The sequence below is a fragment of the Streptomyces morookaense genome (assembly GCF_013030945.1).
Lineage (GTDB): Bacteria > Actinomycetota > Actinomycetes > Streptomycetales > Streptomycetaceae > Streptomyces > Streptomyces morookaensis.
In genome coordinates this window covers 122,222-144,518 of record NZ_JABBXF010000021.1, presented here as the reverse complement: position 1 = coordinate 144,518, position 22,297 = coordinate 122,222, and the positions used below count along the sequence as shown (strand labels likewise).

Below are 22,297 nucleotides of genomic sequence, written 5' to 3'. Positions count from 1 at the left end.
AACTCAGGACTCCTGGGTGACGGAGACGAGCACGTCGTCCCCTTCGATCTTGACGGGGTATACGGGGATGGGCTGCGTCGCGGGGAGGCAATCTGGCTTGCCGGTGCGCAGGTCGAAGCTGGAGCCGTGCAGCCAGCACTCGATGTGGCAGTTCTCCACCTCGCCCTCGGAGAGGGAGACGTTCGCGTGCGAGCAGATGTCGTTGACCGCGAACACCTCGCCCTCGGTGCGGACGACGGCGACCGGGGTGCCGCCGAGCTCGACCCGCTTCGGAGTGTCCTCCTCGAGCTCGCTCAGACCACAGGCGCGGACGAAGTCGTTCATGCGACCGACGCCTCCAGCTCCGTCTCGATCTTGGCGAGGAGGCGCTCCTCCAGGTCGGGGATGCCGATCTGCTGCACAAGCTCGGCGAAGAAGCCGCGGACCACCAGACGGCGGGCCTCGTCGGCCGGGATGCCGCGGGCCATCAGGTAGAACAGCTGCTCGTCGTCGAAGCGGCCGGTGGCCGAGGCGTGGCCGGCCCCGACGATCTCGCCCGTCTCGATCTCCAGGTTGGGCACGGAGTCGACGCGGGCGCCGTCGGTGAGGACGAGGTTCCGGTTGAGCTCGTAGGTGTCGGTGCCCTCGGCCTCGGCGCGGATCAGCACGTCGCCGATCCAGACCGCGTGGGCGTCCTTGCCCTGCAGCGCGCCCTTGTAGGCGACGTTGCTGCGGCAGTGCGGGGTGTCGTGGTCGACGAAGAGGCGGTGCTCCTGGTGCTGGCCCTGGTCGGTGAAGTACAGACCGTAGAGCTCGGCCTCGCCGCCCGGGGCGCCGTAGACGACGCGGGGGTGCAGCCGGACCAGGTCGCCGCCGAAGGTGACGATCACGGACTTGAAGGAGGCGTCGCGGCCGACGAGCGCGGTGTGCTGGCCGGCGTGCACCGCGGTGCCGTCCCAGTCCTGGACGGAGACGACCGTGAGCTTGGCGCCGTCGCCGATCAGGAACTCGACGTTGGCGGCGAGGGTGGCGTCACCGGTGTGGTCGATGACGACGACGGCCTCGGCGAACGCGCCGACCTCGACGACCTGGTGGCCGAAGGCGACCCCGCCCTCTCCGTGCACGGAGATGCGGACGGGCTCGGTGAGCACCGTCTCCTTCGGGACGGAGACGACCGAGGCCTTCTCGAAGGAGCTGTAGGCCTGGGCGGCGACCCGGTCGACCGGCTTGCCGGCCCTGCCGAGGCGGGCGTCGTCCCGGCCGACGGTCTCGACGGTGACGCCCTCGGGGGCCTCCACCTCGACCTTGACGCCGCCGTCCGCCACGGCCGTGCCGTCGTGCAGACCGCGCAGGCGCTCCAGCGGGGTGAACCGCCACTCCTCCTCGCGGCCGTGCGGCACGGGGAAGTCCGCGACGTCGTACGAGGCGGGGGCGCTGACCCGGGCGTCGATGGGCTGGCGGGGGCCGCCCACCTGGATGGCGCCGTCGGTCGTGCTGCCGGCGGGAGTGTTGTCAGCCATGGCTGTCGTCGTGCTCTCTTCCTGTCACAAAGGGTTCGCTGCGGTCCGGGAGGTGCGCCGGGGCTAGCCGACCGCGCCTTCCATCTGCAGCTCGATCAGCCGGTTGAGCTCCAGCGCGTACTCCATGGGGAGCTCGCGGGCGATCGGCTCGACGAAGCCGCGCACGATCATCGCCATGGCCTCGTCCTCGGAGAGACCGCGGCTCATCAGGTAGAAGAGCTGGTCCTCGCTGACCTTGGAGACGGTCGCCTCGTGGCCCATGGAGACGTCGTCCTCGCGGACGTCGACGTAGGGGTAGGTGTCCGAGCGGGAGATGGTGTCCACCAGCAGGGCGTCGCACAGCACGTTGGACTTGGCGCCCTTGGCGCCCTCGCCGATCTCGATCAGACCGCGGTAGGAGGTGCGGCCGCCGCCTCGCGCCACCGACTTGGAGACGATGTTGGAGGAGGTGTTCGGCGCCATGTGGACCATCTTGGCGCCGGCGTCCTGGTGCTGGCCCTCGCCGGAGAAGGCGATGGACAGGGTCTCGCCCTTGGCGTGCTCGCCCATCAGGTAGACCGCGGGGTACTTCATGGTCACCTTGGAGCCGATGTTGCCGTCGACCCACTCCATGGTCGCGCCCTCGTAGGCCACGGCGCGCTTGGTGACCAGGTTGTAGACGTTGTTCGACCAGTTCTGGATCGTCGTGTAGCGGCAGCGGCCGCCCTTCTTGACGATGATCTCGACGACGGCGCTGTGCAGCGAGTCCGAGGAGTAGATCGGGGCGGTGCAGCCCTCGACGTAGTGCACATAGGCGTTCTCGTCGACGATGATCAGGGTCCGCTCGAACTGGCCCATGTTCTCCGTGTTGATACGGAAGTAGGCCTGCAGCGGGATGTCGACGTGGACGCCCGGCGGGACGTAGATGAAGGAGCCGCCGGACCACACGGCGGTGTTCAGCGAGGCGAACTTGTTGTCACCGACCGGGATGACCGTGCCGAAGTACTCCTGGAAGAGCTCCGGGTGCTCCTTCAGGGCGGTGTCGGTGTCCAGGAAGATGACGCCCTGCTCCTCCAGGTCCTCGCGGATCTGGTGGTAGACGACCTCGGACTCGTACTGCGCGGCGACACCGGCGACCAGGCGCTGCTTCTCCGCCTCGGGGATGCCCAGCTTGTCGTAGGTGTTCTTGATGTCCTGGGGCAGGTCCTCCCAGGTGGCGGCCTGCTTCTCCGTGGAGCGCACGAAGTACTTGATGTTGTCGAAGTCGATGCCGGAGAGGTCGGAGCCCCAGGTCGGCATGGGCTTCTTGTCGAAGAGCCGCAGGCCCTTGAGACGCAGCTTGAGCATCCACTCGGGCTCGGACTTCTTCGCCGAGATGTCGCGGACGACCTCCTCGGAAAGGCCGCGCTTCGCCGCGGCACCGGCCTCGTCGGAGTCGGCCCAGCCGTATTCGTAGGTGCCCAGGCCCTCGAGTTCGGGGTGGGCAGTCTCCGTGGGGAGAGTCATGCGGGGTTCCTCCCGGCCGTGCTGGTGGATGCTTCGGTGGTCTTGGGGGTGCTGCTCTTGGGAATGAACGTCGTGCACACTCCGTCGCCGTGGGCGATGGTGGCCAGACGCTGCACATGAGTCCCGAGCAGGCGGGAGAAGACCTCGGTCTCCGCCTCGCACAGCTGCGGGTACTGCTCGGCGACATGGGCGACCGGGCAGTGGTGCTGGCAGAGCTGTTCGCCGACCGGTGCGCTGCGCGCCGTAGCAGCGTACCCGTCCGCGGTCAATGCCCCGGCCAGGACCTGTGCGCGGTCCTCGGGGCCGGCCGCCGCCAGGGCGGCCTGCCAGTTCTCCGCCTGCGCGGCCAGTCGCGCGCGGGCGAAGGCGGCCACGGCGGCCTCGCCCCTGGCCCCGCCGCCCGCGGACTGGGCGATCCAGCGCAGGGCGTCCTGCGCGAGCTTGTCGTAGGCCTGGTCGAAGGCGTCGCGCCCGCAGTCGGTGAGCGCGAAGACCTTGGCGGGGCGGCCGCGTCCGCGCGCTCCGTAGACCCGCTTGTCCCGGGCCTCGACGACGCCCTCGGCGAGGAGGGTGTCGAGGTGGCGGCGGACGGCCGCAGGGGTGAGCTCCAGGCGCACCGCCAGCTCGGCCGCGGTGGACGGGCCGTGGTCGAGGATGGACCGGGCGACGCGGTTCCGCGTGCCGCGCTGCTCGTCGAGAGCATGGACGCGGGGTACGTCGCGTGCGGGTACGGGCATGCCCTGCCCGGCGGCCGGGCCGTCCGGCCTGGCCACGGGGCTGTGAGGAGCCTTGCCCGCGTATTTCACAACACCATTGTTGCGTAATTGCCGGGACGGCGACAAGCGGCGTCCGGGGGACCCGGCGGTGGTCTCGATCACTAAGGGTCACCTAACCAGCACCGATGTGGATCACTGCGGAGGCGGGTTCCGCACACCCCGGCGGGGTCCGCGGCGGCTCCGGGTTCGTAGACTTCCCGCCATGCGCAGCGCCAGCTCAGAGCCCGCCGTCGAGGTCCGCGGCCTCGTCAAGCGGTACGGGACGAAGACCGCCGTGGACGGGCTCGACCTGACCGTCGCGGCCGGCGGCCTCACCGCCGTCCTCGGCCCCAACGGGGCCGGGAAGACCACCACCATCGAGATGTGCGAGGGCTACCGCCGCCCCGACGCCGGCACCGTCCGCGTCCTGGGCCTCGACCCCGTCGCCGACGCGGCCGCCCTGCGCCCGCGCGTGGGTGTGATGCTGCAGAGCGGCGGGATCTACGCGGGCGCCCGTGCGGACGAGATGCTGCGGCACATGGCGTCGCTGCACGCCCACCCGCTGGACGTGGACGCCCTGGCCGAGCGCCTGGGCCTCGGCTCCTGCGGCCGCACCCCCTACCGGCGGCTGTCCGGCGGGCAGCAGCAGCGGCTCTCCCTCGCCATGGCCGTCGTCGGCCGGCCCGAACTGGTCTTCCTCGACGAGCCGACCGCGGGCCTGGATCCGCAGGCCCGGCACGCCACCTGGGACCTGGTGCGGGACCTGTGCGCGGACGGTGTGACGGTCGTGCTGACCACGCACCACATGGAGGAGGCCGAGGCGCTGGCCCGCGACGTCGCGATCGTCGACGGCGGCCGGGTCGTCGCCCAGGGCAGCCCCGAGGAGCTGTGCCGCGGCGGCGCCGAGAACACCCTGCGCTTCAACGGCCGCCCCGGCCTGGACCTGGCCGGCCTCCTCAAGGCCCTGCCCGCCGAGTCCGCCGCCGTCGAACTGACCCCCGGCAGCTACCGCGTCAGCGGCGAGGTCGGCCCCCAGCTCCTGGCCACCGTGACCACCTGGTGCGCCCAGCACGGCGTCATGCCGGACCGCATAACGGTGGAACGGCACACGCTGGAGGACGTCTTCATGGAGCTGACCGGCAAGGAGCTGCGCAAGTGACCGCCACCGGAACCTTCGCCCCGAAGCCCGGCGCCGCCCCGCTCCCCCGGATGATCCGGGCGCAGGCGGCGCTGGAGACGCGGATGCTGCTGCGCAACGGCGAGCAGCTGCTGCTCACCGTGGTCATCCCCACCCTCCTGCTGACGCTCTTCAGCAGCGTGGACATCGTCGACACCGGCAAGGGCAGGTCCGTCGACTTCCTCGCCCCCGGCATCCTCGCGCTGGCCGTGATGTCCACGGCCTTCACCGGCCAGGCCATCGCGACCGGCTTCGAGCGGCGGTACGGCGTGCTCAAGCGGCTCGGCACGTCGCCGCTGCCGCGCTGGGCGCTGATGACGGCGAAGACCTGCTCGGTGCTCGTCACCGAGGTCCTGCAGATCGTCCTGCTGACCGCGATCGCCTTCGCGCTCGGCTGGTCGCCGCACGGCAACCCGCTGGCCGTCCTGCTGCTGCTCGTCCTCGGCACGGCCGCGTTCTCCGGCCTCGGCCTGCTGATGGCCGGCACGCTCAAGGCCGAGGCGACGCTGGCCGCGGCCAATCTGGTCTTCCTGCTGCTGCTCGTCGGCGGCGGTGTGATCGTGCCGCTGGAGAAGTTCGGTGCCGCCCAGGAGGTCCTCCGGCTGCTGCCCGTGTCGGCCCTGTCGGGCGGGCTGCGGGACGTCCTGCGCGACGGCGCGGGCATGCCGTGGGCCGACCTCGGCATCCTCGCGGGCTGGGCGGTCCTGGGCCTGGGCGCGGCGGGACGGCTCTTCCGCTGGGAGTGACGGCCGGGAGCGACGGCCGGGAGCGACGCCACAACCGGGGCCCTCGTGAATCCGTGCACAAGCAGGCCTCTACGATGAGCTCGTGCCGAACATGCCGAATCCCCTCCAGATCATCGCCGACCGCTGGCAGCCCTCCGCACGCTTCGTCCGGCAGGCCGCACTGACCTCCGTCGTCATGGCCGTGATCATCGTCGTGACGGGCGGCGCGGTCCGGCTCACCCAGTCCGGGCTCGGCTGCCCGACCTGGCCGACGTGCACGGACCAGAGCCTCACGCCGACCCCGGCGATGGGCATCAACGGCGTGATCGAGTTCAGCAACCGCATGCTGACGTATGTGCTGTGCGCGGTCGTCGGCGTGGTGATCATCGCGGCACGCGCGCGTGCCCCGTGGCGCCGCTCCCTCACCCGGCTCGGCTGGGCGCAGTTCTGGGTCGTCATGGGCAACGCCGTGGTCGGCGGCGTCACCGTGCTGACGGGTCTGAACCCGTACATCGTCAGCGCGCACTTCCTGCTGTCGACCGCCCTGCTGACGGTGGCCGTGCTGACCTGGCAGCGCTCCTGCGAGGGCGACGACGAGCCGCGCGACCTGGTGGCCCGTCCGGTCCGGGAGCTCAGCCGGGTGCTGGTGGCCGCCACCCTGCTGCTGATCGTGGTCGGCACCGTGGTCACCGGCGCGGGCAAGCACGCGGGCGACGCCTCGGCCGGTGTGCGCCGCATCCCGCTGGACTGGCACGAAATCACCCAGCTGCACGTGGACTTCGTCTACATCGTGATCGGCCTGACGGTCGCCCTGTGGTTCACCCTGCGCGCCGTGCAGGCGCCCGAGGGGCCGCGCCGCCGTGTGGTGGAGCTGTTCGCGGTCCTGATGCTGCAGGGCGTCGTGGGCTACGTGCAGTACTTCAACGACTCGCCCGAAGTCGTCGTCGGCGTCCACATGTTGGGCTCCTGCCTGGTCTGGATCGCCGCGCTGCGCGTCGCCCTGTCGCTGCGCGAGCGCGGCGAGGCGGCCGCGGTGCCGGCGCCGTCCGCGCCCGTGGCGGACGCGGACGCCGGTCAGCCCGCGGCCACGTCCAGCCGGTAGACCCGGCGGGCGGTGCCGGCCGCCACGAGCGAGACGATCCGCCCCGCCTCGGCCAGCCGGCACCAGCCGTCCGCGACCCAGTCGCCCATCAGCTTCTCCATGGCCCGCACGAACAGCCGCGCGGCCACCACGTACAGCTCCGCCAGGGCGCGGGCGCCGGTCGAGAACAGCAGTTTGCCGAACGGCGCTTCGCGCAGGGTCTCTTCGGGGCGCGTGCCCACGTCCGCGTAGACATGCGGGAAGACGGCGGCCAGCCGGGCCGCCTGGCGGTGCCGCCAGGGGTCGGGCAGCAGCACCAGATCAGTGCCCGTACCCGCGGTGGCCCGCAGGAAGCCGGTCAGCCGCTGCGGGTCGGGGCAGTGCAGCTGGACGGGCAGGCCGACGGCCACCGCACTCCACAGCAGATGCCGGGCCAGGATCTGGCCGGCCGGCGGCGCGCCCCTGCGACGTGTCCGCAGCCAGTTCCCCGCCGCATCGCGCACCTCGGCGGCGCCGGGCGGGCTCCCGTCGCAGCCCGCGGCACCGGAGGCGAACGCGGTGGCGGTGCGGGCAGCCGCGTGGAGCGCCTCGGCCGTGCGGGCGAGGAAGGCGTCGGCGCCCTCACAGCTGTCCGCGATCCGGGCGGCCAGCTGTTCGAGCCGGACGACCTCGTGGGCGCGGCCTTCCGCCGCGCAGGCGAGCTCGGCGGGCGAGGTGATTTCACCCGGACGGCCGGACTCCAGCAGGAACGTACCGATCCCGGCACCACGCAGCAGCAGCTGCCCGGACCGGTAGGCGCCCAGCTCGCGGCGCCGGGCCAGGTAGTGGACGGGCGGGCAGTGGGGCTCCAGGCCCAGCAGCGGCGGGCACCAGCGGCGCACGGCGAGGCCGGCGCGGCTGTCGAAGAAGCTGGTGCCGGGCGGGGCCGGCCCGGTGGACCCGGCAGCCTCCGCCAGATGCCGCTCGAACACCCCGATCCCCAGTTCGCCGTGGACGGCGCCACGGCTGTACTGGTCCACGAGCGGCGGTATGCCGTCCATGCGCGCCCTCCCCTCCCGTCGCTTCTAACGGGTGAAGGGCGGCGTCAGTTATTGGCGGGACCGCCGAGCTGGATGCCGGCCATCCGGGACCACTCGTACGGACCGGTGCGGACCTTGGCGGCGAGCTCGCCGTCGAAGGTGTCCTGCAACGCCAGCCCGGCGGCCTCGGCGGCCTGCTGGGCCGTGTCGTAGGAGCGCGCGACGAGGGTGCCCCAGGCGCCGTCGGCGCCCACGAGCGCGATCCGGGTGGTGCCCCGCCCTATGTGCGCCAGCTGCCCCTCCGCGCTCCCGCCGTGGGCTTTGGCGAACGCGGTGATCTGCTTCGCGAGGCGGGACGCTTGGCGCTGTGCCTGCTTGGTGTCTGCCATGGACTGGATGCTACCGGCGAGTAGGGCGCCCCGATAGGGGCGCGGGGAACTGCGCGACCAGCCCAAACCGGCCTTCAGCCGAAGAACTACCTGAGGAACGGGTCGATCGCCACCGCAGTGAACAGGAGCGACACATAGGTGATCGACCAGTGGAACAGCCGCATCTCCTTCAGCTTCGCCCCGGTGATCCCGGCCTTGGCGCGAGCCTGAAGCGCATGCGCCTCCTTCAGCCAGAAGCCGCCGCACAGCACCGCCACGGCCGTGTAGAACCAGCCCGTGTAGCCCAGCGGCTGGAGCAGCAGGGACACGCCCACCATCACCCAGCTGTACAGGACGATCTGCCGCGCCACGGCCTTGTTGCCGGCCACCACGGGCAGCATCGGCACGTTGGCCCGCTCGTAGTCGTCCTTCACCTTCATCGACAGCGGCCAGTAGTGCGGCGGCGTCCAGAAGAAGATGACCAGGAAGAGGATCAGCGAGGCCCAGGAGACCTCGTTCCGCACCGCGGACCAGCCGATGATGACCGGCAGGCAGCCCGCGATGCCGCCCCACACGATGTTCTGCGCGGTACGGCGCTTGAGGATCATCGTGTAGACGACGGTGTAGAAGAGCGACGCGCCGAGGGAGAGCATCGCCGACAGCGGGTTGACCAGGAACCAGAACCACACGGTCGACACGACGGTGAGCGCCGTGGCGAACACCAGGCACTCGCGGGGCGAGACCATGCCGGTGACGAGCGGGCGCTGGGACGTCCGGTCCATCAAGGCGTCGATGTCCCGGTCGTAGTACATGTTGAACGCGCCCGCGCCGCCGGCCGAGAGGTAACCGCCGATGCACGTGGCCAGGACCAGACCGAGGTCCGGAACGCCCTGTGCGGCGAGGAACATCACCGGCACCGTCGTCATCAGCAACAGCTCGATGACGCGCGGCTTCGTCAGTGCCACGAAGCCCTTGACGCGAGCCCCGAAGGGCCTGCGCACAGGACTCTCAGAAAGCACCCCCGCCGGACGGGATTCGACGGCCGTCACGCACACCCCTGACAGAGATAAGGCCAGCAAGCACATCCGGGCAGGAAACCCCGTAAAGACTTGCGCGTACCACGCCACTTTAGACGCAGGCGATACCGCGGCCTCCGCCGGGGTGGGCTCGTGTTGGCGGGGCGGCGGAACATGACAGAACGGTCTCGTTCGGGAGGCGGGCCCGTCGCGCACCCGTCAGGCTGGAAACAGTGGACGGTCTCGCCCGACGGGAATGTCCGCCCGCGTCATCCGGTTGCGGGGAGCGAGTGCCGGGCAGCCGACTGCACGTCGAAAAGATGCGCGTCCCGACGGGGGTAGGCTCGACAGCGCCGCGTCGTGGCGGAATACCGCCCCCGGCAAACAGAACATGTGGAGAGGAGCCCTGACCGAGGGTGAGCAACAAGCCGACCACCACAGACCTCGAATGGACCGAACTGGACCAGCGGGCCGTTGATACCGCCCGAGTCCTGGCCATGGACTCCGTGCAGAAGGTCGGCAACGGCCATCCGGGCACGGCCATGAGCCTTGCTCCGGCCGCCTACCTGCTGTTCCAGAAGATGATGCGGCACGACCCGAACGACGCCGGCTGGACCGGCCGTGACCGGTTCGTGCTCTCCCCCGGCCACACCAGCCTGACGCTGTACATCCAGCTGTTCATGGCGGGCTACGGCCTGGAGCTGGCGGACCTCAAGGCGTTCCGCACCTGGGACAGCAAGACCCCCGGCCACCCCGAGCACGGTCACACCCGCGGCGTCGAGACCACCACCGGCCCGCTGGGCCAGGGCATCGCCAACGCGGTGGGCATGGCCATGGCCGCCCGCTACGAGCGCGGTCTGTTCGACCCGGAGGCCCCGCAGGGCGAGTCGCCGTTCGACCACACCATCTGGGCGATCGTCTCCGACGGCGACCTGGAGGAGGGCATCTCCGCCGAGGCGTCCTCGCTGGCCGGGCACCAGAAGCTGGGCAACATCGTCGCGCTGTACGACGACAACCACATCTCGATCGAGGGCGACACCGAGACGGCCTTCTCCGAGGACGTCCTCAAGCGCTACGAGGCCTACGGCTGGCACGTCCAGCGCATCGAGCAGGCCCCCAACGGCGACTTCGACATCCACGCCCTGTACGCGGCGCTGAAGGCCGCTCAGGAGGAGACCGAGCGTCCGTCGATCATCGCGGCCCGCACGATCATCGCCTGGCCCGCCCCGAACGCCCAGAACACCGAGGCCTCGCACGGCTCGGCGCTGGGTGCCGAGGAGGTCGCCGCGACCAAGAAGGTCATGGGCTTCGACCCCGAGCAGCACTTCCAGGTCGAGGACGAGGTCTTCGCGCACGTCCGCAAGGTCGTCGACCGCGGCCGCGAGGCCCACGCGAACTGGGACAAGCGCATCCTGCAGTGGCGCGAGGCCAACCCGGAGCGCGCCGCCGAGTTCGACCGCATCGTCGCGGGCGAGCTGCCCGACGGCTGGGAGAAGGCCGTTCCGGTCTTCCCGGCGGGCAAGGACGTCGCGACCCGCAAGGCGTCCGGCGAGGTCCTCAAGGCGCTGGGCGGCGTGATCCCCGAGCTGTGGGGCGGCTCCGCCGACCTGGCCGGCTCGAACAACACCACGATCGACGCGTCGTCGTCCTTCCTGCCGAAGGGCAACCCGCTGCCGGAGGCCAACCCCTACGGCCGCACCATCCACTTCGGCATCCGCGAGCACGCCATGGGTTCGACCATGAACGGCATCGCGCTGCACGGCAACACCCGTGTCTACGGCGGCACCTTCCTGGTGTTCTCCGACTACATGCGCCCGGCCGTGCGCCTGGCCGCACTGATGAAGCTGCCGGTCACCTACGTGTGGACGCACGACTCCATCGGCCTCGGCGAGGACGGCCCGACGCACCAGCCGGTCGAGCACATGGCCGCGCTGCGCGCCATCCCGGGCCTGAACATGGTCCGCCCGGCCGACGCCAACGAGACCGCCATCGCCTGGCGCGAGATCACCAAGCGCCACGCCACCAAGCCCGCGCCGCACGGTCTGGCCCTCACCCGCCAGAACGTCCCGACGTACGAGGCCAACGAGGGCACGGCCAAGGGCGGTTACGTCCTGTTCGAGGCCGAGGGCGGCCGTCCGCAGGTGATCCTGATCGGCACCGGCTCCGAGGTCCAGCTGGCCGTCGAGGCCCGCGAGGCGCTGCAGGCCGAGGGCATCCCGACCCGTGTGGTCTCCATGCCCTCCGTCGAGTGGTTCGAGGAGCAGGACCAGGCCTACCGCGACGGCGTGCTGCTGCCCGACGTCAAGGCCCGGGTCGCGGTCGAGGCGGGCATCGGCCTGACCTGGCACCGCTACGTCGGCGAGGCCGGCCGCATCGTCTCGCTGGAGCACTTCGGCGCCTCCGCCGACTACAAGGTGCTCTACCGCGAGTTCGGCCTGACCTCCGAGGCCGTGGTCGAGGCCGCCCGCGAGTCGCTCGCCGACACCGCCCGCCGCTGACGCCCCTTTATCTATCTGTAGGAGATGCAAGACCCATGACAGACGCACTCAAGCGCCTCTCCGACGAAGGCGTCGCGATCTGGCTGGACGACCTGTCCCGCAAGCGCATCACGTCGGGCAACCTGTCCGAGCTGATCGACCAGAGCCACGTCGTGGGCGTCACGACGAACCCGTCGATCTTCCAGAAGGCGATCTCCGGCGGCGACGGCTACGAGCAGCAGCTCACCGACCTCGCGGCCCGCAAGGTGACCGTCGAGGAAGCCATCCGCATGATCACCACGGCGGACGTCCGTGACGCGGCCGACATCCTGCGCCCGGTCTTCGACGCCACCGACGGCCAGGACGGCCGGGTCTCCATCGAGGTCGACCCGCGGCTGGCCCACGACACCGTGGCGACGGTGGCCGAGGCCAAGCAGCTGGCGTGGCTGGTGGACCGCCCGAACACGCTGATCAAGATCCCGGCGACGAAGGCGGGCCTGCCGGCCATCGCCCAGGTCATCGGCAAGGGCATCAGCGTCAATGTCACGCTGATCTTCTCCCTCGAGCGCTACCGCGCCGTGATGGACGCCTACCTGACCGGTCTGGAGAAGGCCAAGGCCGCCGGCCTGGACCTGTCGCTGATCCACTCGGTCGCGTCCTTCTTCGTGTCCCGCGTGGACACCGAGATCGACAAGCGGCTGGACGCCCTGGGCACCGAGGAGGCCAAGGCGCTGCGCGGCAAGGCCGCCCTCGCCAACGCCCGTCTGGCGTACCAGGCGTACGAGGAGGTCTTCTCCTCGGACCGCTGGCTGGCCCTGGAGAAGGCCGGCGCCAACAAGCAGCGTCCGCTGTGGGCGTCGACCGGCGTCAAGGACCCGGCCTACAAGGACACCCTGTACGTGGACGACCTGGTCGCCCCGAACACGGTGAACACCATGCCGGAGGCCACGCTGGAGGCCACCGCGGACCACGGGCAGATCACCGGCGACACGGTGCGCGGCACCTACGAGCAGGCCAAGGCCGAGCTCGACGCCCTCGCCAAGCTCGGGGTCTCCTACGACGAGGTCGTCCAGCTGCTCGAGGACGAGGGCGTCGACAAGTTCGAGCAGTCGTGGAACGACCTGCTCAAGTCCACGGAGGCGGAGCTCAAGCGCCTCGCACCGGAGGCGTGAGTTGACCAGCAGCAATCCGCTGCGTGACGCTTCGGACCGACGGCTCCCGCGCATCGCGGGGCCGTCGGGCCTGGTGATCTTCGGCGTCACGGGCGATTTGTCACGAAAGAAGCTGATGCCGGCGGTCTACGACCTCGCCAACCGGGGTCTGCTGCCGCCGGGCTTCTCGCTCATCGGATTCGCCCGCCGCGACTGGGCGGACGAGGACTTCGCGCAGATAGTGCACGACGCGGTCAAGGAGCACGCGCGCACGCCGTTCCGCGAGGAGGTCTGGCAGCAGCTGGTGCAGGGCTGCCGGTTCGTCCAGGGCGACTTCGGCGACGACGAGGCCTTCGAGACCCTCAAGGACACCATCGAGGAGCTCGACAAGGCCCAGGGCACGGGCGGCAACTTCGCCTTCTACCTGTCGGTGCCGCCGAAGTTCTTCCCCACCGTCGTCCAGCAGCTGAAGAAGCACGGCCTGGCCGAGCAGTCCGAGGGCTCCTGGCGGCGTGCCGTCATCGAGAAGCCCTTCGGCCACGACCTGAAGAGCGCCCAGGAGCTCAACCGGATCGTCCACGAGGTCTTCCCGGCCGAAGAGGTCTTCCGGATCGACCACTACCTGGGCAAGGAGACGGTCCAGAACATCCTGGCGCTGCGCTTCGCCAACCAGATGTTCGAGCCGCTCTGGAACCGTTCGTACGTCGACCATGTGCAGATCACGATGGCCGAGGACATCGGCATCGGCGGCCGGGCCGGCTACTACGACGGCATCGGCGCCGCGCGCGACGTCATCCAGAACCACCTGCTGCAGTTGCTCGCGCTGACCGCCATGGAGGAGCCCGCCTCCTTCGACGCGGACGCGGTGGCGGCCGAGAAGACCAAGGTGCTGGGCGCCGTCCGGCTGCCCAAGGACCTCGGCAAGGAGACCGTGCGCGCCCAGTACGCGCACGGCTGGCAGGGCGGCGAGCAGGTCGTCGGGTACCTCGAGGAAGAGGGCATCGACCCCAAGTCGAAGACCGACACCTACGCCGCGGTCAAGCTGGAGATCGACAACCGCCGCTGGGCGGGCGTCCCCTTCTACCTGCGCACCGGCAAGCGGCTCGGCCGCCGCGTCACCGAGATCGCGGTCGTCTTCCAGCGCGCCCCGCACTCGCCCTTCGACCACACGGCCACCGAGGAGCTGGGGCAGAACGCCCTGGTCATCCGGGTGCAGCCGGACGAAGGCGTCACCGTGCGGTTCGGCTCCAAGGTGCCCGGCACCCAGATGGAGGTCCGGGACGTGTCGATGGACTTCGCCTACGGCGAGTCCTTCACCGAGTCGAGCCCCGAGGCGTACGAGCGGCTCATCCTCGACGTGCTGCTCGGCGAGTCGAACCTCTTCCCGCGCCTCAAGGAGGTCGAGCTCTCCTGGGAGATCCTCGACCCGATCGAGGAGTACTGGGACAAGCACGGCAAGCCCGCGCAGTACCCGGCCGGCACCTGGGGTCCGGCCGAGGCTGACGCGATGCTGGCACGAGACGGACGGAGCTGGCGCCGGCCATGAAGATCGATCTCACGGACACCACGGCGAGCAAGATCAACAACGCCCTGGTCCAGGGGCGCCGGGCCCTCGGCGCCCCCGCCGTCGGCATGGTCCTCACCCTGGTCATCGTCACCGACGAGGAGCACGCCTACGACGCGCTCAAGGCGGCGGACGACGCCTCCCGCGAGCACCCCTCGCGCAAGCTCGTCGTCATCAAGCGGGTCAGCCGCTCGCCCCGCGACCGCGCCAAGGCCCGCCTGGACGCCGAGGTCCGCGTCGGCGGCGACGCGGGCACCGGCGAGACGGTGGTGCTGCGCCTGCACGGCGAGGTCATAGACCACGCCCAGTCGGTCGTGCTGCCGCTGCTGCTGCCGGACGCCCCCGTGGTGGTCTGGTGGCCGGTGGGCGCCCCGGCCGACCCGGCCAAGGACCCGCTGGGTGCCCTCGCGCAGCGCCGTGTCACCGACACCTACGCCTGTGAGGACCCGGTCGCCGAGCTCGAGCGGCGCGCGGCCACCTACGCCCCCGGCGACACCGACATGGCCTGGACCCGCATCACCCCCTGGCGCTCGATGCTGGCGGCGGCGCTGGACCAGCAGCCGGGCGTCCGGATCACCGCGGCCGAGGTCGCGGGCGAGGCCTACAACCCGAGCGCCGAGCTGCTCGCCATGTGGCTCGCCGACCGCCTCGGCGTGCCGGTGACGCGTTCCGTCTCCAACGGCCCCGGCCTCACGGCCGTCCGCCTGGAGACCGCGAACGGGCCGATTGTGCTCGACCGCGTCGACGGCTCGCTGGCCACGCTCACCATGCAGGGCCAGCCGGACCGTGCGGTCGCGCTCAAGCGCCGCGACACCTCGGAGCTGATGGCCGAGGAGCTGCGCCGGCTCGACCCGGACGACACGTACGCGTCCGCGCTGAAGTACGGGGTGGCCAGGCTCGGCACGCCGGGTGCGGCGGCTCCCGCCGCCGAGGCCGCCGAGGAGAAGCCGGCTCCGGCTCCGGCGAAGAAGGCCGCCGCCACGAGCAAGAAGGCAGCGGCCAAGTGAGCACGCCCCAGGTCGTCGTCCACCGGGACAAGGAGCTGATGGCCCAGGCCGCGGCCGCCCGGCTGATCACCCGCATCGTGGACGCGCAGGCCGCCCGCGGCTCCGCCTCGGTGGTGCTCACCGGCGGACGCAACGGCAACGGCCTGCTCGCGGCCCTGGCCACGGCTCCCGCGCGGGATGCCGTCGACTGGTCGCGGCTCGACCTGTGGTGGGGCGACGAGCGGTTCCTGCCGGAGGGCCACCCCGACCGCAACGAGACGCAGGCCCGCGAGGCCCTGCTGGACGCGGTGGACCTGGACCCGGCGCGGGTCCATGCGATGCCGCCCTCGGGCGGGGCGCACGGCAACGACGCGGATGCGGCGGCCGAGGCGTACGCGGCCGAACTGGCCGCCGCCGCCCGGCCCGAGGACCATGGCTCCGTGCCGTCCTTCGACGTCCTGCTGCTGGGCGTCGGCCCCGACACGCACGTGGCCTCGCTCTTCCCCGAGCTGCCGGGCGTGCGGGAGACCGAGCGCACGGTCGTCGGCGTGCACGGCGCGCCGAAGCCGCCGCCGACCAGGGTCTCGCTGACCCTGCCGGCGATCCGGGCGGCCCAGGAGGTCTGGCTCCTCGCCGCGGGCGAGGACAAGGCCGGGGCCGTTGCACTCGCGCTCGGGGGTGCCGGGGAGGTACAGGCCCCGGCGGCCGGGGCGTACGGGCGGCGCCGCACCCTGTGGCTGCTGGACCAGAGCGCTGCCGCGCAGCTGCCGCGGGGGCTGTACCCCCCGGCTTCGGCCTGACGGTGCCTCACGGCAATGGCCCGGTCCCCTGGGAAGGGGACCGGGCCATTGCCGTACGCCCCGTAAGGGGCGCGGGGAACTGCGCGATCAGCCACCGAGGAGCCCGCAGGCGGCGCACTGCCGGGTCCGGGGGCGGAGCCCCGGGTACGCCGGCTGCGGGCGCGTCGTGGCTGGTCGCGCAGTTCCCCGCGCCCCTGTCGGGGCGCGGGTCGGGGCTACCGCCCCCGCAGCTCGCGGTACCGGCGCACGAGCGCAGCGGTCGACGCATCGAGTCCCGGCACCTCAGAGCCGGCCGTCAAGGCCGGCTCGACCCGCTTCGCGAGGACCTTCCCCAGCTCGACACCCCACTGGTCGAACGAGTCGATGTTCCACACCGCCCCCTGTACGAACACCTTGTGCTCGTACAGCGCGATCAGCTGGCCCAGAACCGACGGAGTCAGCTCGCTCGCCAGGATCGTCGTCGTCGGGTGGTTGCCGCGGAACGTCTTGTGCGGGATCAGCTCCTGCGGGACGCCCTCCGCCGCGACCTCCTCCGGGGTCTTGCCGAAGGCGAGCGCCTGGCCCTGGGCGAACAGGTTGGCCATCAGCAGGTCGTGCTGGGCCACCAGCCCCGGCTCCAGGTCGTCCACCGGCTTGGCGAAGCCGAGCAGGTCCGCGGGGATCAGCTTGGTGCCCTGGTGGATCAACTGGTAGTACGCGTGCTGCCCGTTCGTGCCGGGCGTGCCCCAGACCACCGGGCCCGTCTGCCAGTTGACGCGGTTGCCGTCGCGGTCGACCGACTTGCCGTTGGACTCCATGTCCAGCTGCTGCAGATAGGCCGCGAACTTCGACAGGTAGTGGCTGTAGGGCAGCACCGCGTGCGACTGCGCGTCGTGGAAGTTGCCGTACCAGATGCCCAGCAGGCCCAGCAGCAGCGGTGCGTTCTGCTCCGGCGGGGCCGTGCGGAAGTGCTCGTCGACCAGGTGGAAGCCCGCCAGCATCTCGCGGAAGCGGTCCGGGCCGATGGCGACCATCAGGGAGAGGCCGATGGCCGAGTCGTAGGAGTAGCGGCCGCCGACCCAGTCCCAGAACTCGAACATGTTGGCCGTGTCGATGCCGAACTCGGCGACCTTCTCCTCGTTCGTCGACAGGGCGACGAAGTGCCGTGCGACGGCCTCCTCGCCGGCCCCCAGACCGGCCAGCAGCCAGTTCCGCGCCGAGGTGGCGTTGGTGATGGTCTCGATCGTCGTGAACGTCTTCGAGGCGACGATGAACAGCGTCTCGGCCGGGTCCAGGTCGCGCACGGCCTCGTGCAGGTCCGCGCCGTCGACGTTGGAGACGAAACGGAACGTCAGTTCGCGGTGGGTGAAGGCGCGCAGCGCCTCGTACGCCATCGCCGGACCGAGATCGGAGCCGCCGATACCGATGTTGACGACGTTACGGATGCGCTTGCCGGTGTGGCCCTTCCAATCACCCGAACGGACGCGGTCGGAGAAGACCTGCATCTTGCGCAGGACGGCGTGCACGGCGGGGACGACGTTCTCCCCGTCGACCTCGACGACGGCCGACTCGGGGGCACGCAGCGCGGTGTGCAGCACGGCGCGGCCCTCGGTGGTGTTGATCTTCTCGCCGCGGAACATGGCGTCGCGCAGCTCCGCCACGCCCCGGGCCGCCGCGAGTTCGCGCAACAGGCGCAGGGTCTCGTCGGTCACGAGGTGCTTGGAGTAGTCGAGATGCAGGTCGCCGACGGAGAGCGTGTACTTCTCCGCCCGGCGCGGGTCGTCGGCGAAGAGCCTGCGCAGCTGCACCTCCCCCAGCTCGTCCCGGTGCTTGGCCAGCGCATTCCACTCAGGCATCTGATCGACGTTCATCTCAGCCCATTTCTCCTTCTCGCTGCGGTATGCACCAACCTAGCCGACCAACGCGAGCGGCCCGTCCGCACACCCCCGCAGGGGAGTACGGACGGGCCGTCGGTCAAGGGTTCCGGCTCAGATCTCGCCGCGCAGCTTGGCGAGCGCCTCGGCGAGGATGGCCTCGCCGTCCGCGTCGCTGCGCCGCTCGCGGACGTACGCCAGGTGCGTCTTGTACGGCTCGGTGCGCGGGGGGTCCGGCGGGTTGTCCCGGTCCTGGCCGGCCGGGAAGCCGCAGCGCGGGCAGTCCCAGGTGTCCGGGACCTGTGCGTCGCTGGCGAAGCTCGGCTGTGTTTCGTGCCCGTTCGAGCACCAGAAGGAGATGCGGAGACGCGGCGCGGACTCGCCCCGCTCGGCCTCCCCCATCGGCCCCGCCCCGACCCGGCTCCCCCGGATCGCGTTGCCACTTGCCACGGTCGTAACTCCCTGCGTGATGGTGCCGCGGAGCGTGACAGTCCACTCCGCTGCGGGCGCCCCAGTCTACGTAAGGCCCAACGCGCGTCCAGTGGCAGGAGTTACAGCCCGGCCGCGAAGACGCGAGTCTCCATCATAGGCCGCTGATACGACGGTACGTCAGCTCTTGAGCTTCATCAGGACACCCAGCGCGACGATGCACGCGAACCACAGCAGACCGACCACGATGGTGATCCGGTCGAGGTTGCGCTCGGCGACCGAGGAGCCGCCGACGGAGGACTGCATGCCGCCACCGAACATGTCGGACAGGCCGCCGCCCTTCCCCTTGTGCATGAGCACCAGCATCATCATCAGCAGGCTGAAGACGATGAGGGCGATCGAGAACCCGATGACCACGGCTGGACCAACTCTCTCGGACTGAATACGACACGGGGCCGGGGGCGCAGATACGCCGGTCCCGGCCCCGACAGGGTACGACGAGGGCCGCCCCTCGTCCTAGTCGCTACTGATCGCGGAAGCGGACGATCTTGACGAACTCGTCCGCGTCCAGCGAGGCACCGCCGACCAGCGCGCCGTCCACGTCGGGCTGCGCCATGATCGCCGCGATGTTGCCGGCCTTGACGGAACCGCCGTACTGGATACGGACCTTGTCGGCCGTCTCCTGCCCGTACAGCTCGGCCAGACGGCGGCGGATGGCCCCGCAGACCTCCTGGGCGTCCTCGGGGGTGGCGACCTCGCCGGTGCCGATGGCCCAGACGGGCTCGTAGGCGATGACGACGGACTCGGCCTGTGCGGCCGGGACGTCCTTCAGGCCGCCGTCGACCTGGGCCAGGGTGTGCGCGACCTGGTTGCCCGCCTTGCGGACGTCCAGACCCTCGCCGACGCACAGGATCGGCGTGATGCCGTGCTGGAAGGCGGCCTTGACCTTGGCGTTGCAGAGCTCGTCCGACTCGCCGTGGTACTGGCGGCGCTCGGAGTGGCCGACGGCCACGTAGCTGCACTTGAGCTTGGCCAGCATGGTGCCGGAGATCTCGCCGGTGTAGGCACCGGAGTCGTGCGCCGAGATGTCCTGGGCACCGTACTTGATCTTCAGCTTGTCGCCGTCGACCAGCGTCTGCACCGAGCGCAGGTCGGTGAAGGGGGGCAGGACCGCGACCTCGACGGCCTCGAAGTCCTTGTCGGCGAGCGCGAAGGCGAGCTTCTGGACGTGTGCGATGGCCTCGAGGTGGTTGAGGTTCATCTTCCAGTTGCCCGCCATCAGCGGGGTGCGTGCAGTCACAGCGGTTCAGTCCTCCAGTGCGGCGAGGCCGGGGAGCGTCTTGCCCTCGAGGTACTCGAGGCTCGCGCCGCCACCGGTCGAGATGTGGCCGAAGGCGTTCTCGTCGAAGCCCAGGATGCGCACGGCCGCGGCCGAGTCGCCACCGCCCACGACGGTGAAGCCGGGCGAGTCCAGCAGGCCCTGGGCCACGGCCTTGGTGCCGTTGGCGTAGTCGGGGTGCTCGAAGACGCCCATCGGACCGTTCCAGAAGACGGTGCCCGCGTCGGCCAGCTTCGAGGCGTACAGCTCCCGCGTCTTCGGGCCGATGTCCAGGCCCTCCTTGTCCGCCGGGATGGCGTCCGAGGCGACGAGCTCGGGGTTGGCCGGAGCCTTGGTCTTCAGGTCCGGGAAGTCGGCGGAGACCAGGACGTCGAGGGGGAGCAGGAACTCCACGCCGCGCGCCTCGGCCCGGGCCAGGTACTCCTGGCAGACGGGGATCTGGTCCTTCTGCAGCAGCGAGATGCCGACCTCGTGGCCCTTGGCGGCCAGGAAGGTGTAGGACATGCCGCCGCCGATGAGGATGCGGTCGGCCTTCTCCAGCAGGTTGTCGATGACACCCAGCTTGTCGGAGACCTTGGCGCCGCCCAGCACGACCACGTACGGGCGCTTGACGTCCTCGGTGAGCTTCTTCAGGACGCCGACCTCGGTGGCGATCAGGTCGCCGGCGGCGTGCGGGAGCCGCTTGGGGAGGTCGAAGACCGAGGCGTGCTTGCGGTGCACGGCACCGAAGCCGTCGCCGACGTAGAGGTCGGCCAGCGACGCGAGGGCGTCGGCGAAGGCGCCGCGCTCCGCGTCGTCCTTGCTCGTCTCGCCCGCGTTGAAACGGAGGTTCTCCAGCAGCGTGACCTCGCCGTTCGCCAGAGCGGCAACGGTGGCCTTCGCGCTGTCGCCGACCGTGTCGGCGGCGAACGAGACGTTCTTGCCCAGGATCTCGCCGAGCCGCTTCGCGGCCGGGGCCAGGGAGAACTGCGGGTCCGGGGCGCCCTTGGGACGGCCCAGGTGGGAGGCGACGATCACCTTGGCGCCCGCCTCGGCGAGCTTGGCGATCGTGGGCGCGACGGCGCGGATGCGGCCGTCGTCGGTGATGGTCGTGCCCTCCAGGGGAACGTTGAGGTCGGCGCGGACGAAGATCCGCTTGCCCTCGACGCCGCCCTCGATGAGTTCGTCGATCGTCTTCATACGGTGACTCCGGTGACTTCCGTGAGTAACAGCCATGCGACAGGGCCCGTACTGCGCGCCAGTGCGCCGTACGAGCCCCGTCCTTTACATCGCTCGGATCAGAGCTGGCCGCCGACGAAGACGGTCAGGTCCACCAGGCGGTTGGAGTAGCCCCACTCATTGTCGTACCAGCCGACGACCTTGACCTGCTTGCCCTGGACCATCGTCAGCTGCGAGTCGAAGGTGCAGGAGGCCGGCCAGTTGACGATGTCGGAGGAGACGATCGGGTCCTCGGTGTACTCGAGGATGCCCTTGAGCTGGCCCTCGGCGGCCTTCTGGAAGGCGCCGTTGATCTCGTCCTTGGTGACCTCGCGGTCCAGCTCCAGGACCAGGTCGGTGACCGAGCCGGTCGGGACCGGGACGCGCATGGCGATGCCGTCCAGCTTGCCCTTGAGCTGCGGGAGGACCAGGGCGGTGGCCTTGGCGGCACCGGTCGAGGTCGGGATGATGTTCTCCGCGGCGGCGCGGGCGCGGCGCAGGTCGGAGTGCGGGAAGTCCAGGATGCGCTGGTCGTTGGTGTACGCGTGGACCGTCGTCATCATGCCCTTGACGATGCCGAAGTTCTCGTCGAGGACCTTGGCCATCGGCGCCACGCAGTTGGTGGTGCAGGAGGCGTTGGAGATGACGTGGTGGTTGGCCGCGTCGTACTTGTCCTGGTTGACGCCCATCACGATGGTGATGTCCTCGCCCTTGGCGGGGGCGGAGATCAGGACCTTCTTGGCGCCGGCGGCGAGGTGCTTGGCGGCGTCCTCGCGCTTGGTGAAGATACCGGTGGACTCGATGACGATGTCGGCACCGAGCTCGCCCCACGGGAGGGCGGCCGGGTCGCGCTCGGCCATCGTCTTGAAGGTCATGTCACCGACGGTGATCGTGTCGTCGGTGTGGCTGACCTCCTGCTGCAGACGACCCAGGATCGAGTCGTACTTCAGCAGGTGCACCAGGGTGGCGTTGTCGGTCAGGTCGTTGACACCGACGATCTCGATGTCCGCACCCTGCTCCAGGAGCGCGCGGAAGTAGTTACGACCGATACGGCCAAAGCCGTTGATGCCTACGCGGATCGTCACGAACCGATCTCCTCGTTGGTGTGCCGGGCTGTCCGCCGGCGGTGTATTGGGATGTCCCCGACCACCACCGACCCTACCTCCAACAGGGCGGGGACGTGACATTGGCATCGCTCGTCCCGTAACCCTTGACAAAGCGGCTTGGAGCCCGTTTGTGCATGGGTCTGCTCACTCGCGCGAGGCGTATGAATCGGCTCATCATCACGCACAGTGACGACAGGGGGCGATGCGGCCCCTGATCGCCCCAACTCCCTTGCCTGTAACCGACATTGAAGCGCCCCCGCCCGGTCGGAC

Annotated in this window: 21 protein-coding genes; 8 read left to right on the top strand and 13 right to left on the bottom strand. The window is 70.5% G+C overall.

Features of this window, described 5'->3' with window-relative positions; all coding sequences use genetic code 11:
* Window positions 1-3: 3 nt before the first annotated feature.
* From HG542_RS11480 to HG542_RS11465, 4 genes are all read right to left on the bottom strand, one after another.
* On the bottom strand, window positions 4-324 hold the full coding sequence (locus tag HG542_RS11480) for a non-heme iron oxygenase ferredoxin subunit (RefSeq protein ID WP_171080254.1): 321 nt from the start codon (window positions 322-324) through the stop codon (window positions 4-6).
* Window positions 321-1,499, bottom strand: a complete 1,179-nt coding sequence (sufD, locus tag HG542_RS11475) for a Fe-S cluster assembly protein SufD (RefSeq protein WP_171080253.1) — start codon at window positions 1,497-1,499, stop codon at window positions 321-323. The genes HG542_RS11480 and sufD overlap by 4 nt, the downstream gene beginning before the upstream one ends.
* Window positions 1,500-1,562: 63 nt before the next feature.
* Entirely contained in the window at window positions 1,563-2,984 is a 1,422-nt protein-coding gene (sufB, locus tag HG542_RS11470; RefSeq protein ID WP_171080252.1) for a Fe-S cluster assembly protein SufB, read from the bottom strand.
* Window positions 2,981-3,790 (bottom strand): helix-turn-helix transcriptional regulator, encoded by an 810-nt coding sequence (locus HG542_RS11465; protein ID WP_373313161.1) that lies wholly within the window; start codon window positions 3,788-3,790, stop codon window positions 2,981-2,983. The genes sufB and HG542_RS11465 overlap by 4 nt, the downstream gene beginning before the upstream one ends.
* Before the next feature lie 172 nt (window positions 3,791-3,962).
* On the opposite strand from HG542_RS11465, the gene HG542_RS11460 reads away from it, so the two are divergent.
* The 3 genes from HG542_RS11460 to HG542_RS11450 all read left to right on the top strand — a co-directional run bounded on the left by HG542_RS11460 (window position 3,963) and on the right by HG542_RS11450 (window position 6,743).
* The gene (locus tag HG542_RS11460) at window positions 3,963-4,898 is read left to right on the top strand and encodes an ABC transporter ATP-binding protein (protein ID WP_171080251.1); all 936 of its coding nucleotides are present in this window, start codon (window positions 3,963-3,965) and stop codon (window positions 4,896-4,898) included.
* Between the two features lie 50 nt (window positions 4,899-4,948).
* Window positions 4,949-5,662, top strand: coding sequence for an ABC transporter permease (locus tag HG542_RS11455; RefSeq protein ID WP_171080304.1), 714 nt, complete (start codon window positions 4,949-4,951; stop codon window positions 5,660-5,662).
* 82 nt (window positions 5,663-5,744) lie between these two features.
* Window positions 5,745-6,743 (top strand): COX15/CtaA family protein, encoded by a 999-nt coding sequence (locus tag HG542_RS11450; RefSeq protein WP_171080249.1) that lies wholly within the window; start codon window positions 5,745-5,747, stop codon window positions 6,741-6,743.
* Here HG542_RS11450 and HG542_RS11445 read toward each other — a convergent pair.
* From HG542_RS11445 to HG542_RS11435, 3 genes are all read right to left on the bottom strand, one after another.
* Window positions 6,716-7,762, bottom strand: a complete 1,047-nt coding sequence (locus HG542_RS11445; RefSeq protein WP_171080247.1) for an amidohydrolase — start codon at window positions 7,760-7,762, stop codon at window positions 6,716-6,718. The genes HG542_RS11450 and HG542_RS11445 overlap by 28 nt on opposite strands.
* A gap of 44 nt (window positions 7,763-7,806) precedes the next feature.
* Complete coding sequence (locus HG542_RS11440; protein ID WP_171080245.1) at window positions 7,807-8,130, bottom strand: hypothetical protein; 324 nt, start codon at window positions 8,128-8,130, stop codon at window positions 7,807-7,809.
* Between the two features lie 86 nt (window positions 8,131-8,216).
* Complete coding sequence (locus HG542_RS11435) at window positions 8,217-9,158, bottom strand: heme o synthase (protein ID WP_171080243.1); 942 nt, start codon at window positions 9,156-9,158, stop codon at window positions 8,217-8,219.
* 383 nt (window positions 9,159-9,541) lie between these two features.
* Here HG542_RS11435 and tkt point away from each other — a divergent pair, with 383 nt between their 5' ends.
* From tkt to pgl, 5 genes are read left to right on the top strand one after another with little or no spacing between them, the layout of a single operon-like run.
* Window positions 9,542-11,623 (top strand): transketolase, encoded by a 2,082-nt coding sequence (gene tkt, locus HG542_RS11430; protein WP_171080241.1) that lies wholly within the window; start codon window positions 9,542-9,544, stop codon window positions 11,621-11,623.
* Window positions 11,624-11,658: 35 nt separating this feature from the next.
* Complete coding sequence (tal, locus tag HG542_RS11425) at window positions 11,659-12,774, top strand: transaldolase (RefSeq protein WP_171080239.1); 1,116 nt, start codon at window positions 11,659-11,661, stop codon at window positions 12,772-12,774.
* A gap of 1 nt (window position 12,775) precedes the next feature.
* Complete coding sequence (zwf, locus tag HG542_RS11420) at window positions 12,776-14,299, top strand: glucose-6-phosphate dehydrogenase (RefSeq protein WP_171080237.1); 1,524 nt, start codon at window positions 12,776-12,778, stop codon at window positions 14,297-14,299.
* Window positions 14,296-15,324, top strand: a complete 1,029-nt coding sequence (opcA, locus tag HG542_RS11415; protein ID WP_171080235.1) for a glucose-6-phosphate dehydrogenase assembly protein OpcA — start codon at window positions 14,296-14,298, stop codon at window positions 15,322-15,324. The genes zwf and opcA overlap by 4 nt, the downstream gene beginning before the upstream one ends.
* Window positions 15,321-16,103 carry a 6-phosphogluconolactonase gene (gene pgl / locus HG542_RS11410; protein ID WP_171080234.1) on the top strand — a complete coding sequence of 261 codons (783 nt, stop codon included), beginning with the start codon at window positions 15,321-15,323 and terminating at the stop codon, window positions 16,101-16,103. The genes opcA and pgl overlap by 4 nt, the downstream gene beginning before the upstream one ends.
* Before the next feature lie 215 nt (window positions 16,104-16,318).
* Here pgl and pgi read toward each other — a convergent pair whose 3' ends face one another.
* The 6 genes from pgi to gap all read right to left on the bottom strand — a co-directional run bounded on the left by pgi (window position 16,319) and on the right by gap (window position 22,006).
* Window positions 16,319-17,938: a glucose-6-phosphate isomerase gene (gene pgi / locus HG542_RS11405; protein ID WP_229922686.1), complete on the bottom strand. Its 1,620-nt coding sequence runs from the start codon at window positions 17,936-17,938 to the stop codon at window positions 16,319-16,321.
* Window positions 17,939-18,070: 132 nt separating this feature from the next.
* On the bottom strand, window positions 18,071-18,406 hold the full coding sequence (locus HG542_RS11400) for an RNA polymerase-binding protein RbpA (protein WP_003957010.1): 336 nt from the start codon (window positions 18,404-18,406) through the stop codon (window positions 18,071-18,073).
* A 159-nt stretch (window positions 18,407-18,565) separates the two neighbouring features.
* Window positions 18,566-18,802 (bottom strand): preprotein translocase subunit SecG, encoded by a 237-nt coding sequence (secG, locus tag HG542_RS11395; RefSeq protein ID WP_171080231.1) that lies wholly within the window; start codon window positions 18,800-18,802, stop codon window positions 18,566-18,568.
* Between the two features lie 106 nt (window positions 18,803-18,908).
* On the bottom strand, window positions 18,909-19,685 hold the full coding sequence (gene tpiA / locus HG542_RS11390) for a triose-phosphate isomerase (protein WP_171080229.1): 777 nt from the start codon (window positions 19,683-19,685) through the stop codon (window positions 18,909-18,911).
* A gap of 6 nt (window positions 19,686-19,691) precedes the next feature.
* Window positions 19,692-20,903 carry a phosphoglycerate kinase gene (locus HG542_RS11385; protein WP_171080228.1) on the bottom strand — a complete coding sequence of 404 codons (1,212 nt, stop codon included), beginning with the start codon at window positions 20,901-20,903 and terminating at the stop codon, window positions 19,692-19,694.
* Window positions 20,904-21,001: 98 nt separating this feature from the next.
* A complete protein-coding gene (gene gap, locus HG542_RS11380) occupies window positions 21,002-22,006 on the bottom strand; it encodes a type I glyceraldehyde-3-phosphate dehydrogenase (protein ID WP_171080227.1) in 1,005 nt (334 codons plus the stop codon).
* Between the last annotated feature and the right edge of the window lie 291 nt (window positions 22,007-22,297).

Bases quoted from the DNA above. Each gene is read 5' to 3' on its own strand.
- sufB (WP_171080252.1), bottom strand. From the start codon at position 2,984: ATGACTCTCCCCACGGAGACTGCCCACCCCGAACTCGAGGGCCTGGGC.
- HG542_RS11440 (WP_171080245.1), bottom strand. From the start codon at position 8,130: ATGGCAGACACCAAGCAGGCACAGCGCCAAGCGTCCCGCCTCGCGAAG.
- opcA (WP_171080235.1), top strand. From the start codon at position 14,296: ATGAAGATCGATCTCACGGACACCACGGCGAGCAAGATCAACAACGCC.
- HG542_RS11455 (WP_171080304.1), top strand. From the start codon at position 4,949: ATGATCCGGGCGCAGGCGGCGCTGGAGACGCGGATGCTGCTGCGCAAC.
- sufD (WP_171080253.1), bottom strand. From the start codon at position 1,499: ATGGCTGACAACACTCCCGCCGGCAGCACGACCGACGGCGCCATCCAG.
- HG542_RS11385 (WP_171080228.1), bottom strand. From the start codon at position 20,903: ATGAAGACGATCGACGAACTCATCGAGGGCGGCGTCGAGGGCAAGCGG.
- HG542_RS11460 (WP_171080251.1), top strand. From the start codon at position 3,963: ATGCGCAGCGCCAGCTCAGAGCCCGCCGTCGAGGTCCGCGGCCTCGTC.
- tal (WP_171080239.1), top strand. From the start codon at position 11,659: ATGACAGACGCACTCAAGCGCCTCTCCGACGAAGGCGTCGCGATCTGG.
- pgi (WP_229922686.1), bottom strand. From the start codon at position 17,938: ATGCCTGAGTGGAATGCGCTGGCCAAGCACCGGGACGAGCTGGGGGAG.
- HG542_RS11445 (WP_171080247.1), bottom strand. From the start codon at position 7,762: ATGGACGGCATACCGCCGCTCGTGGACCAGTACAGCCGTGGCGCCGTC.
- HG542_RS11480 (WP_171080254.1), bottom strand. From the start codon at position 324: ATGAACGACTTCGTCCGCGCCTGTGGTCTGAGCGAGCTCGAGGAGGAC.